This window comes from Bacteroidetes bacterium SB0662_bin_6, assembly GCA_009839485.1.
GTDB lineage: Bacteria > Bacteroidota > Rhodothermia > Rhodothermales > VXPQ01 > VXPQ01.
In genome coordinates, this window is sequence record VXPQ01000002.1 from 39,733 (window position 1) to 51,784 (window position 12,052).

Annotated in this window: 10 protein-coding genes; 4 read left to right on the forward strand and 6 right to left on the reverse strand. The window is 58.0% G+C overall.

The window, feature by feature from the left end:
- Positions 1–5 precede the first annotated feature (5 nt).
- From F4Y00_00570 to F4Y00_00580, 3 genes are all read left to right on the forward strand, one after another.
- On the forward strand, positions 6–2,492 hold the full coding sequence (locus F4Y00_00570) for an acyl-CoA dehydrogenase (protein ID MYE03459.1): 2,487 nt from the start codon (positions 6–8) through the stop codon (positions 2,490–2,492).
- Between the two features lie 249 nt (positions 2,493–2,741).
- Complete coding sequence (locus tag F4Y00_00575; GenBank protein MYE03460.1) at positions 2,742–3,110, forward strand: addiction module toxin RelE; 369 nt, start codon at positions 2,742–2,744, stop codon at positions 3,108–3,110.
- A gap of 4 nt (positions 3,111–3,114) precedes the next feature.
- Positions 3,115–3,441: an XRE family transcriptional regulator gene (locus tag F4Y00_00580; GenBank protein MYE03461.1), complete on the forward strand. Its 327-nt coding sequence runs from the start codon at positions 3,115–3,117 to the stop codon at positions 3,439–3,441.
- Between the two features lie 33 nt (positions 3,442–3,474).
- Here the strand turns inward: F4Y00_00580 and hemG are convergent, their stop codons facing one another.
- Positions 3,475–4,872, reverse strand: a complete 1,398-nt coding sequence (hemG, locus tag F4Y00_00585; GenBank protein ID MYE03462.1) for a protoporphyrinogen oxidase — start codon at positions 4,870–4,872, stop codon at positions 3,475–3,477.
- A gap of 164 nt (positions 4,873–5,036) precedes the next feature.
- On the opposite strand from hemG, the gene F4Y00_00590 reads away from it, so the two are divergent.
- On the forward strand, positions 5,037–5,483 hold the full coding sequence (locus F4Y00_00590) for a hypothetical protein (protein ID MYE03463.1): 447 nt from the start codon (positions 5,037–5,039) through the stop codon (positions 5,481–5,483).
- A 49-nt stretch (positions 5,484–5,532) separates the two neighbouring features.
- Here the strand turns inward: F4Y00_00590 and F4Y00_00595 are convergent, their stop codons facing one another.
- The 5 genes from F4Y00_00595 to F4Y00_00615 form a co-directional block, all read right to left on the reverse strand.
- Entirely contained in the window at positions 5,533–6,156 is a 624-nt protein-coding gene (locus tag F4Y00_00595) for a cytochrome c (protein MYE03464.1), read from the reverse strand.
- Entirely contained in the window at positions 6,153–8,744 is a 2,592-nt protein-coding gene (locus F4Y00_00600) for a hypothetical protein (GenBank protein ID MYE03465.1), read from the reverse strand. The genes F4Y00_00595 and F4Y00_00600 overlap by 4 nt, the downstream gene beginning before the upstream one ends.
- Positions 8,713–9,558: a hypothetical protein gene (locus F4Y00_00605; GenBank protein ID MYE03466.1), complete on the reverse strand. Its 846-nt coding sequence runs from the start codon at positions 9,556–9,558 to the stop codon at positions 8,713–8,715. Before F4Y00_00605 ends, F4Y00_00600 begins: the two co-directional genes overlap by 32 nt.
- 59 nt (positions 9,559–9,617) lie before the next feature.
- The gene (locus F4Y00_00610) at positions 9,618–10,652 is read right to left on the reverse strand and encodes a polyprenyl synthetase family protein (GenBank protein ID MYE03467.1); all 1,035 of its coding nucleotides are present in this window, start codon (positions 10,650–10,652) and stop codon (positions 9,618–9,620) included.
- A 199-nt stretch (positions 10,653–10,851) separates the two neighbouring features.
- A complete protein-coding gene (locus F4Y00_00615; protein MYE03468.1) occupies positions 10,852–11,433 on the reverse strand; it encodes an SPOR domain-containing protein in 582 nt (193 codons plus the stop codon).
- Positions 11,434–12,052: the final 619 nt, after the last annotated feature.

Sequence of the window (12,052 nt, forward strand, 5' to 3'; positions counted from 1 at the left end):
GAACTATGCCCTATTACCATTTCCTGCAGGATGTAGCGATCATCTGGGTAGTGATCGTGTTTATTCTGGCGTTTTTCGCGGCGGGATATACAGGTGCGTCGCTGCTCGTGCATACCCTCCTGTGGTCGGCCCTGCTTTACGGGCTGGGCGCACCCGTCTGGCTCTGGATACTGCTGGGTGTGTTTGCCTTGGTTTTTCATGTGCCCGCACTGCGCCGCGCCCTTGTTTCCGGCCCGGTGATGCAGGTGTTTCGTTCCTCGGGTTTCCTGCCCGCGATTTCCGAAACCGAACGGATGGCCATCGAAGCGGGGGATGTATGGGTGGATGGGGATTTGTTTTCCGGACGGCCCGATTTCGGAAAGTTGTTGAATATGCCGTATCCCGCTCTGACGGACGAGGAACGCGCATTCATGGAAGGCCCCCTGGAACGACTGTGCGCCGCGACCGACGATTGGGAAGTGCACCGGCGTGGAGACCTTCCCGAAGCCGTGTGGGACGTACTCAAGGAAGAGCGTTTCCTGGGCATGATCATACCCAGGGAATATGGCGGCCTGGGTTTTTCGGCGCTTGCCAATAGTACGGTCGTGATGAAAACGGCGACCCGGTCGTTGCCGCTGTCGATTACGGTCATGGTGCCGAATTCGCTGGGGCCTGCCGAATTGCTTATTCACTACGGTACGCAGGCCCAGCGCGACTATTACCTCCCGCGTCTGGCGCGGGGCGAGGAGATTCCTGCTTTTGCGCTCACCGAGCCGGGAGCCGGCTCCGATGCGGGTTCGATCATTTCGGAAGGTGTGGTATTCCGGGCGGACGACGGATCGATCCGGTTACGCCTGAACTGGAACAAGCGGTACATTACGCTGGCGGGGATAGCGACCATTCTGGGGTTGGCATTTCGCCTGAAAGACCCGGAAAACCTGCTTGGCAAGGGGACCGACCCCGGTATTACGTGCGCGCTTATTCCGACGGATACTCCCGGTGTGGAGACCGGCTGGCGACATGATCCTCTTGGAATGGCGTTTGTCAACTCGAAGACGGAGGGGCATGATGTGGTTGTGCCGGTGGATGTCATCATCGGGGGCAAGGAAGGAGCCGGTCGCGGCTGGCGCATGCTCATGGAATCGCTGGCTGCGGGACGGGGTATCTCGCTCCCCGCACAAAGTACCGGCGGGGCGCAGTATGCATGCCGCATCGCCTCGGCGCATGCGGCGGTGCGCAAACAGTTCGGGTTACCTATCGGACGGTTCGAGGGTATCGAAGAACCGCTGGCGCGTATTGGGGGCTACACGTATGCCATGGAGGCCATGCGCCGCTACACTTGTGGGGCCATAGATCAAGGGGCGAAGCCTGCGGTCGTGACAGCTATCGCCAAGTACAATGCAACGGAGATGCAGCGTCGGATCGTAAACGACGCCATGGATATCCTCGGCGGGAACGCTATATCGTGCGGCCCGCGCAATCTGCTGGCCCATGCGTACATGGCGGCCCCGATAGGGATCACGGTCGAGGGAGCCAACATTCTCACGCGTACGCTTATGATTTTCGGGCAGGGGGCTATCCGGTGCCATCCGTACGCGTATGCGGAAATCGATGCACTGGCGCGGGGCGATCTTGCCGCCTTCGATCGGAATTTGTGGAAACACATAGGCCATGTGTTCCGGAACGGTTGCCGGGCCAAGGCGCTCTACATCACCCGGGGGAGGCTCAGCCGTTCGCCCGTGCGGGGACCGTCGGCGCGGTATGTGCGGAAGCTGAACTGGGCGTCCGCTACGTTTGCGTTCATGGCGGATCTTGCGATGGGTGTGCTTGGAGGGGATCTCAAACGCAAGGAAAAACTCACCGGTCGGTTTGCGGACATTTTTTCCTCGCTGTATATCGGGACGGCAGTGCTCCGCCGTTTCGAGGCGGAGGGGCGCCGCAAGGAGGATGCGCCGTTCATGCATTGGGCCATGCAGCATACGCTGACCCGCATTCAGGCGGGGTTCGAGGGGCTTTTCGGGAATCTGCGTCTGCCGGGTGGCGTCACCTGGTTGCTTAGCGGTCCGTGCGCACTCTGGTTTCGGATGAATCGTTTCGGCAGCTATCCTTCCGATCGGCTCGGGCGCAAGGTGGCCCGGGCCCTGCAAACGCCCGGCGAGCAGCGGGATCGGTTCACGGCGGGGGTATACCATGCAGACGACGAAGCCGCCTCGGGCAGCCTTGGCCGGCTGGAACGGGCCTTCCGGCTTTCGGCGGAGGCGGAACCGGTGCTGGCCCGGATCAGAAACTCGATGCGCCAGGGTGCACTGACGCGCAGCCGTCCGGAAAAAGCCCTTGATGCTGCCTGCGAAGCGGGGGTGATTTCCGCAGAGGAATGCGATCTCGTAAAGGAGGCGGAAGCCGCCCGCGCAGCCTACATAGAAGTGGATGCGTTCACGCTCGAGGAGTATGCGGCGATGCGGGGGAGTGCAGATGCTTCGGTCACATCACCGGGTAGTACCGCGCCAGCATAAGCACGAGCACGAACAGCCAGATGAGGTGGCTGGCGTGGTGTCGCTGTGTACAGCGGCAAGGGCTAACTGCGCCTCGGACGAAGGACTGTGGGTTCTGCGTGTTCGTCTTGCCATGCACTCTCGTCGGGTTGATTGGCTGGAAACAGATTGCAACATTATACCTTAATTCCCGCGCAAATCTGTCCAGTCAGATTGATTCGCGCCTCTTCATAGGCTTGCATTAATATGGTAAAATCACTATAATCGGATATGGGGGCAGACGTACTGAAACCTGTAGAATGGGTAGGGTCGAGCAGAGCGGACTTGAAGCAGTTTCCGGCCTCCGTACAGGACCAGGTCGGGTTTGCTCTGTATCAGGCACAAACCGGGCTCAAACACCGCGACGCCAAACCACTCAAGGGGTTGGGGGCCAATATCATGGAGGTTGTATCACGTCACGAAGGGAACGCCTACCGGACGGTATACACGGTCCGGTTCAAAGAGGCCGTCTATGTCCTGCATGCCTTCCAAAAGAAGTCCAAACGGGGCATTGCGACACCGAAACAGGAACTTGATCTTGTCAAACAGAGACTGAAGGCAGCGCAACGCCATTACGCCGATAACTATGGCAAAGGGTAGATTCATGAAAGCAGACGGAATAAAGATCGAACAGGGTACCGGGAACGTATTCGCGGATCTGGGGCGCCCCGATGCTGACGCTCACTTGCTAAAGGCTGAGCTCGTTACCCGCATTGACAGGATTATCCGTCAGCGTGGACTCAAACAGGTCGAGGCGGCAAAACTGCTTGGACTATCCCAGCCCGACGTTTCACGCCTCTTGCGGGGAAGTTTTCGAGAGTATTCCATGGAGCGTCTTCTACGTCTATTGACGGTGCTTGGGCGTGACGTGGAAATCGTTATTCGAGAACCTCGCTCCCCGCGACGAGGCAGGCTCCGCATCGCAGTATAAGCCTCCGGCCTCGTATCTCTTGACACTACTTTGTCATAGAAGGCATCGGCGGGCCGCCTCTTCTCCAGATTTCGCAGCATCGCCGATGGAAACACCCATGCGGTAGTTCCCGGCCATAAACCAGCCGGGCCAGGATGCTTCGAGCCGCTCTATGGCCGCGAGAGTTTTCCCATACCCGATATTGTACTGGGGAACGGCCAGTTTCCATGAAGTATGCCACCGGAAAACGGGCTCGCCGGAAATATCCAGCAGGCGCCGCAAATCACCCAGCACCAGATCATACGCTTCTTTTTCCGGGAGCGAGGCCAATGCCGGATTTCGCATCCCGCCGATGATGGTGGTAAGCAGCACATGTCCCGCCGGGGCTCGTGCGATATCCGATTGAAACGTCGATGAAGCAGAGGATATACCTGAAAAGATGGACGACGTAAACAACGTGCCGAGGATACGGATACTTCGTTCTACACCTGGAACAAGCATTCCGAATCCGTCGAGCGGATGCCCTACATGTTCGCGCCGGAAGCCCATTGCCGTGACGACAAGCGGGGCATAAACGACATTGGTCAATGGTTTGAGGGAGGGGCCTTCGGGCAGCGCAATGGAGGCCAGTGCGTGAAGCGGGGCGGCATATACCACCGCGTCGAATGATTCGCTCCATGCGGTTTGTTCATGTCCGCCCAGGAGACAGTCTCCGGAAACGATCCAGCGGGCTCCCTGCCGTTCCAGACGCCGTACGGGCGTGGACAGGCGCAGCCGGTCGCCCAGGGCATCGGAGAGAGCCTCCGGCAATTGCCCAAGACCTTTCCTGAAAGAAAACATGCCGCTCGCCATCCGGCTTTTCTTATCCTTACGCCCTCGAAGCAGCGCCCGTACGATAGACCCTGACTCCTGCTCCATACGCCAGATGCCCGGAAAGGCGTGGCGGATCGCAAGACGTTTCGGATCCCCTCCGTAGACCCCCGCGACCAACGGATCCATGCCATAGTCCAGCGCCTCGGGTCCGAAACGCCTGCGTGCAAAATCGGCCACGCTTTCCTCTTCAGTCGGACGGGACCTGGGTATAAGGGGTTCACGAAGGGCCCGTCGTTGGGCACGAGCGGAAAACAGGGAGTTTGTAACAAGATCGGCCGGGGAATTCGGTGCGGCAACCGGCTTTCCGTCCCGTACGATATATCTCTTTCGGGCGGTTTTTGAGGCGGGAAGGCGATCCGGTTCCAGGCCGGTATCGCGAATGAGCACGTCAAGGACCGGATTCGCCGCCTGAATGGTGGTGGGTCCGAATTCGACAAGGAATCCCTCGATGCGCTCCGTACCGATTACCCCGCCTGTCTGTGCCTGTGCCTCGAACACGACGGGCTCTTCACCGGCCAGACGCAGCCGAAAAGCAGCTGTCAGCCCGGCAATTCCTGCTCCTATTACCGCCACGCGCATCGTTCAAAGGTGTCTTGTGTGTTTGTCGCGTCAAAAAATAGTATTATAAGCGATCTCCTGCCCGTATACAGGGCAGAAATGCGGTCGTGTTTTCGTTCCTGTCTATCACCTCAGGTCGTATCTGCACGGATACCGCGTAAAACGTATCGACTTCCCATACCGCCATGCTGACGATCAAGAATCTTTTTGTGCTGTTTCACGTCGTTACCGCCGCCGGATGGTTTGGCATCGCAATCCTTCTGGGCCGCATTGCCCGGGCCGCTGCGGTTTCGTCTTCCGGCGACGCCGTGCGCGAGATAGGAGCCAAGGCCGTAAGCCTCACCGGCATATTCGCCGTGCTTACGTTCCTGTTCGGGCTTGCCGCGTTTTTGATCGGGGGAGGATTCGGAGCGTACGGGCCGGAATATCACACGAGCCTGCTGTTCATGCTGGTTCTGGTGGGCATCCAGTTCTTTGTGATACGCCCTGCCTGGGGAACCGTGGCCGCGGATGGGGACGAAGAGACCCGGCAAGCGGCTCGCAAGCGACTTGCCATGAGCGTCGGCGCCGGGCACCTCATTTGGCTGTTCGTGCTCGTGCTTATGCTGGCGCGGTATTATCCGGTGATGTGACTAGGGTTTTGCTTTCCGCACCCCCTGTTTCTATGGCGCCTTAGCTTGGCTACCTGTTCGCCTCCCTCATCGCCTCCAATTCCTCAACCGTCCAGGGTTCCGCGCGGTCCGCTACGGTTTCCCGCACCTGCGCTACCGTTTCGGGCGTGATTTCTGTGCCGTCGTTGCCCCATTCCGTGCGGATATAGGTGAGAAGGGCTGCCATCTCTTCGTCGTTCAGAAAACTTCCCCAGGGCGGCATCGCGCCGGTGTACACCATGCCATTCACTTCGATTTCCCCGGTCATCCCGTTCAGGATGATCCGGATGAGTACTCCCTCATCGCCCGTTACCCAATCGGTTCCGGTGAGCGGAGGAAATACGCCCGGCACGCCGCCCCCGTTCATCTGGTGGCATGACATGCAGCGTGTCAGGTAAATTTCGGCTCCGTCCTGCAGGGAAGAGATCGGATCGGGATGCGCTTTGCTTTCGGAATATTCCGTCGCCGGGCCTGTGTGATCGGACGGCGCCGGGCGATCCATAAAAACGGCGCCTGAAACGACCAGTCCGATGAGGCCGGCCAGGAACAGGGCTGCAAGTTTCTTGTGTCGGGAGGAGGGACCGGGGCGATGCATGAGCTGCCGGGAGCGGTTTTTATGCTCTGTTTCTGTAATGCGATCGGCAAAGGGATTCATTCTTCCGAAGAACTGGTCGGGTTGTTTGGTATCCAGCGGTATCTCGTGAGGCGGGAATTCGGGCCCGGATCCCAGAAGCCGTCAAATTCCGCCACGTAAATGCTGCCGTCCGGTCCGGTTTCTATGGAAATGGGGGCCGTCCGTGTCAGCACATCGAATGTCTTGATGTTCAGCAGGCGCCTGGCGGGAATTTCAAGGGCCAGGGGAGTGTTTTTCACACTCTGTTCTACATCGCTTCTGAAGATGCTATCGCTGACATGCCCCCACTTGATCCACCGTCTCGACCAGTCGTAGACAAAGAGTCCGTTTTGCACGAGGTCGGGGAAGGCGCCTTCGCCTTCATGCCGGTAGATGGGGCCGACGGTAGCCGATCGCCCGCCCGATTCATAGGTGTATTCCCAGATGGGGGGTACGAAATTCGGAATATGCTCGGGCGTGATTTCGTTGTAGAACAGTCTGCCCATATTACGGGGCCACCCGAAATTTTCGCCGCCTTTTTCCGAAATGTTATACTCGTCATAGTCGTACCCTGCATCGGGGCCCACAACGCCGATGTACAGAGCGCCCGTTTCGTGATCGACCTTGAATCGATACGGATTACGCAGGCCGTACGCGTAGATTTCCCACCGCACGCCGGGTTCGCCGAAGAAGGGGTTGTCCTTCGGAATGGAACCGTCCTTATGAATCCGCAGAATTTTTCCGCGCAGGTCCTGGAGATTTTGCGCACTGCGTTCCGAGTCCACCAGGCGGGTCCAGTGTATCCGGGACAAATCGTGGCGGGCCATGAAGTCATCGATGCGTTCCTGGGATATTTCCCATTGAGGGCGTACTTCGGACATGCCTGTATCCCCTGTAGACAGGTACAGGGACCCATCCGGGCCCCACTCGATGTCGCCGCCCTGGTGGCAGCACTGGGGCTCCGTAGGTACGCGCAGCAGCACCTCTTCGCTGGCCATGTCCAATGCGCCGTCCTTGTACGTAAACCGCGAGAGCGTGTTGATGAATGTCTTCTGCTCGGTGTAGTACAGATAGATATACGGATCGCCTTCGTAGAATGCCGGGTCGACCTCGATGCCTAACAGGCCATGTTCGACATTGGTCGGATCGGTGGTGTCGAGGTGTGCAATCTGCCGGATTTCGCCCGTTTCGGCGTCGTAGCGGTGTATCCTGCCGCGCAATTCGACGATCCAGACATGGCCCTTCTCGTCCACTGCAATATCATCGGGCCATATGTCTTCGGCGAGCACTTCATAGGTCCGCTTTCCACCTCCCATATCGGCGGGGAGACGCCCGGCGGCAATTCGCATGCCCTGTAGCAGATGCTGCATGAACGCGGGCGTGGTCCAGACATCCTCGAAATGCCCGAGCTTGGTGTAGAAGACGCGTCCGCCGTCGTACTCCTGGAGCCATGAAATCGGGTAGTCGTTAGCGAGGATGCTTGCCGGTCCTTCTTCAATACCGACGCTTCGCATGTCGAGGGAAGCCAGCACATGGACGTTCCAGCGCGGATTTTCATCGAGGACGTATATCTCGTCGTGTATCTGGAAACCGTCCCCGAAGTGGGCCACGGCGGGATTCTCCGGATCTTCTATTTTGATGCGGACGGATTGTGTCCAGGGATGATTCTTGAACAGTCCGCCGCCGACCATATTCCGGTACCAGTCCCACCCGTACAACGCATCCAGCGCGGCATGCGCGCCGGCGATGCCTTTGCCCGAAGCGAGAAAGGTACGGATTGCTTCACGCTGATCTTCCGTCATGCCGTCGGGGACCGCCGTGTCCTCCGGGTTCAGGCGGGTAGCGGGCACGGGAAGGATGCCGTCCCCGAGACCGGAACGCCAGCGGGCATCGAATGCGTCGGGCGTCAGCTCGCCGGAAACGTAAATGTGTCCGTATGCTGATTGCGTATCGAAACTGAATTCCAGCATCGGCGGGTCGTACGTCAGATCCTCCAGCGGTATGGGAGGGGCGCCGGGAGCGGTCAGGATCGCGCCGGAAGGGCTGTCGCTGTCGAGGTTTTCAAAGGAGAAAGAGGCTTCCGCAGCGCCTTCAAGGGTCTGGAATGTGAATCCGTAGATTGCCGGTTCGGCTTCTTCTTCGCTTTCCTCGTCTTCTGCCTGGACGCGTAATGTCGAATTTGCGAACAGGAGCAGATCGTATCCGGCGAGATTTTCGTCGTTGAGAAGGGTAAGGTCTTCTGTGATATCGAAATCGAATTCGGTGGTCGCGGCGATCGCAGGCAACAATTCCTTGATGGTTTCGATGGAGCTGTGCCGGAATCCGTGCGTCGTCGTTATGGCAAGCACCCGAATGGGGGCGCGATCTTCGGATACGGCAAGATGTTGTGCGACCGTTTCAGGGTCGAGTTGTTCATTGATGGGCGGCGGGGCATCCGCATCCTGAGCATGTGCAGGGAACGCACGAGCCGTGCCGAGAAGACAAACGAGGAGCAGGAATATGCCGGGCAGGCGTGTCTTCATAGCGTATACGGTGTCTGTACGGTGGGGAAGTAGCGGGATGGGGCTAAGCAGCGCAGAAAAATGTCCGGCAGCGGGGTCAATTACCTGTGATTCCGGCGAAACCGGCATGCTGCAGGGCGGTCATAAGGCCGCCCTCCATGCGAACGGGTTCGATACTGCCGTTGCCGTTGGCGTCCACCCCCTGCATGCTTTTTTCAAGGAGGCCAACCATGTCTGCAGCATGGCTCCGCGCCATTGCCACATCGTCGCCATAGTCCGTTTTCAGGATATTCAGCGCCTGAGCGAATGCTTCGTGGAGCCAGCCCGTGTCCGCAGTGGACATCCAGAATTCGATGGGAGCATCCCATTCGTAGGTGAGATCTACTCGAGGTTGCCGTTCTCCTTTTGTGACACCGTCGTCGATTTTCATCCACCCGATCACATTGTTCAGGGAATGCACGACATGGGGGCCGTGCGTAACGATGGCCGGATCTGCCGATCCGCTCCGCATGTTGTTTTCGATGATGCGGCGGATGTGCCGCCCTCTGCCCACAATGCCAAGAAGCAAGGGGTCGTCGATAGCGGGCGTTTCCGATTCGTATCGTATGGCGAAGGCCCTGTCATAGTCGGCGAAGGCCACTTGCCAGCGAGTCATCCAGCCATGCATGTGGGCGGCTCCGGAGGCCTCTTCCTGCGTCAGGCCGGAGGGAATGCCCCAGACCGCTTCGAATACCTTGTCCGCATGCTCCTTAACCGCTTCGACGGTAGGCGCTTCGGCGGCCTGCCGTGCGGCCTCCAGCGCACCTGCTGTGAGATCATGGAGTTCGGTCAGGATCGGGCCGATGTCCTGTCCGGATGCCGCCAGGGAAGGTCCTCCGCAGAGCAGGATGGGCAGGAACCAGGCGAAAAAGCGACGAGCAAGGGATCGCGTAGGGCTTTTCATGGCAACTGAGTTCAGGCAGAGCGGATTAGAATCGTTGCAATTTATCGTGTACGAGCCGGTTATTTGTCGCGCTGTATGGTATAATCGACCAGACCGAGCATGGCGTTCCGCGCTTCTGTCGGGGGCATATCCTGGAGCAATTTGCGGGCCGTATCCGCGTGTTCGTGCATTTTTCGACGGGCATAGGCTATGCCGCCCCGGCGTTCGGCATAGGCATATATGGCCTGTCTGTCGTGGCGGTTCTGCTTTTTTTTACGGACAATGCGCAGAATCTCGCGTCGTTCTTTGGGGGCGGCTTCCGTCAGTGCGTGAATAAGCGGGAGCGTCATCTTCTTTTCCTGCAGGTCGATCCCGATGGGCTTGCCGATATCTTTGGCGCCGTAGTCGAAAAGGTCATCCCGTATCTGGAAAGCCAATCCGAGATGTTCGCCGGCTTCCTGCATGGTGTGCAATATGTCGCGGTCGGCCGAAGCGCTCAGGGCGCCGCATCCCATACAGGCTGCAATGAGCGAAGCCGTTTTGTCCGAGATAATCCGGAAGTAGGTTTTTTCGTCGATGTCGAGGCGGCGGGTCTTTTCGATCTGAAGCAGTTCCCCCTCACTCATGCGGCGTACCGCGTCGGAGAGTATATGAAGCACTTCGTAGTCCCCGTACCGGAGCGACAGCAACAGGCCGCGGCTGAGCAGAAAATCGCCGAAGAGGACAGCGATCTTGTTTTTCCAGAGTGCATTGATAGAGAAGGCGCTTCTCCGTCTTTCGGCGGTGTCCACCACATCGTCATGCACCAGGGTAGCGGTATGCATCAATTCGACCAGCGCTGCCGCCCTGTAGGTGGTTTCGGTGATGCCTCCACACATTTTCGCCGACAGAAGAACAAGTATGGGGCGAATCTCTTTGCCCTTCTGGCGCAGCATGTACCGCGTCACCTTGTCAAGCAGATTGGCGTCGGAATGTACGGAGTCTCGAAAGTACCGGCGGAAGACACCGAGTTCCTCATCGACTGTAGCGCGAATGTCCCGTAGCGTGCCGGGAATATCCCCGACGGCCGGCAGCGTATCGGAACGTTCGGGCAAGAGAGTATCCGTTTCCGGCATACAGAGATGAAATGCGAAGAGTTGCTGTGCGCTTATCCTGGGCGAAAGGTAACATATACGCCGATTTATTGCAGATGTTTGCCTGCTCTGCGGCAAGGAAACCGGGCTTTTGTGCGGGCAGGTGCGTGGCCTGTTGCCCTATCGCCCCGGACATGGTATTCCGGAAGGCACCATGCCTCGGCGGGGGCCATGCCGTGCGTTACCGGGTAATAATGATCGTGTCCGGCACAATGAACGCATCCGTGAAATGTCGGACAAGGACACTATGCAACGCCCGGGCTTCTTCGCGCGACAGAAAGTCCCCGACGCGAATGCGGTAATACGGCTGGCTGTATACGTTGTAGACAGGGAGTCCCTCGGGAAAAATATCCTCGGGCACAGCGCCTTCGTCATGCTGTCTTCGCCACCATGTCTGTATGTTTTCCTGTGCCTCTGTGGCTGCGTTGCGCTCTATGGACGAAAATATCTGTACCCGGAATCCCGGCACTTCCGATCGGAGACCCTCGGCAGCACGGCCTTCCATGAGGTGGGCCGGAACATCGTGTGTAATGGCCGCCAGCGTGTCGAGGGGGGTATCGGGATATAGGGCAGGATCAAAGTTTTCGTAGCGGGAAATATCGACAACCGGCGTCGGCACAGCGCGTACATCCACGGTAGTGCTTCTCTCGGAAGAAGCACAGCCCCCTGTGATCGTAATCAGCAGCACCACCGTGCCGTATCGCATCGCATTCATCCCTGTTTTCAGATTTCGGCCATCACGCTTGTTGTCCCGAATAAACATGCCCGTGGAATGACTTAAGGAAAAGTATGGTTCCTTGCTATACCGAAGATTTGCGCCGTTCGTTGACGCGTTTTATATTGGCAAATTGTTAGCGCGTTTTGTGGAGTAAATGTGTGAATATCTTACAGAGGTGTCCCGGTCCGGGTCATTGATTTGGTTTCATACCTGACAACACATTACGCATTATGTATTCCCTGTTCATCTACCTACCCTGATCATGGCATTTCGTACTTCCACGCTTTCCAAGGATGATGCACTGTCACAACTTGCATCCATGCGTTCGCGCAGCGGCAATAACCGTCCCGGCCGGCGGAGCAAGTATGCCGGCATATCCGAAAGAGCTGCTCTATTAACGGAAGATACCGTTCTCCGGGTGGTTATCCCCAAGAAGCAGGTACAACCCTTGAAGGCATACCTGATGAAACATCACGGGCGCATATTCACCGTCAAGACCGCGCCGAAAAGCGGAGAGGATGTGACCGCCTTCATTTTTCGCCAGGATTTACCGCCGAAACGGAGTTACGCGAAAAAGAAGTGAAGCGGAGTTCGCGAAACGGAGTTACGCGAAAAAGAAGTGAAGCGGAGTTCGCGAAACGGAGTTACGCGAAAAAGAAGTGAA

What these genes read in the sequence shown, in the direction of transcription:
- F4Y00_00570 (MYE03459.1), top strand. Translation starts at nt 6, where the DNA reads ATGCCCTATTACCATTTCCTGCAGGATGTAGCGATCATCTGGGTAGTG.
- F4Y00_00575 (MYE03460.1), top strand. Translation starts at nt 2,742, where the DNA reads ATGGGGGCAGACGTACTGAAACCTGTAGAATGGGTAGGGTCGAGCAGA.
- F4Y00_00580 (MYE03461.1), top strand. Translation starts at nt 3,115, where the DNA reads ATGAAAGCAGACGGAATAAAGATCGAACAGGGTACCGGGAACGTATTC.
- hemG (MYE03462.1), bottom strand. Translation starts at nt 4,872, where the DNA reads ATGCGCGTGGCGGTAATAGGAGCAGGAATTGCCGGGCTGACAGCTGCT.
- F4Y00_00590 (MYE03463.1), top strand. Translation starts at nt 5,037, where the DNA reads ATGCTGACGATCAAGAATCTTTTTGTGCTGTTTCACGTCGTTACCGCC.
- F4Y00_00595 (MYE03464.1), bottom strand. Translation starts at nt 6,156, where the DNA reads ATGAATCCCTTTGCCGATCGCATTACAGAAACAGAGCATAAAAACCGC.
- F4Y00_00600 (MYE03465.1), bottom strand. Translation starts at nt 8,744, where the DNA reads ATGCCGGTTTCGCCGGAATCACAGGTAATTGACCCCGCTGCCGGACAT.
- F4Y00_00605 (MYE03466.1), bottom strand. Translation starts at nt 9,558, where the DNA reads ATGAAAAGCCCTACGCGATCCCTTGCTCGTCGCTTTTTCGCCTGGTTC.
- F4Y00_00610 (MYE03467.1), bottom strand. Translation starts at nt 10,652, where the DNA reads ATGCCGGAAACGGATACTCTCTTGCCCGAACGTTCCGATACGCTGCCG.
- F4Y00_00615 (MYE03468.1), bottom strand. Translation starts at nt 11,433, where the DNA reads ATGTTTATTCGGGACAACAAGCGTGATGGCCGAAATCTGAAAACAGGG.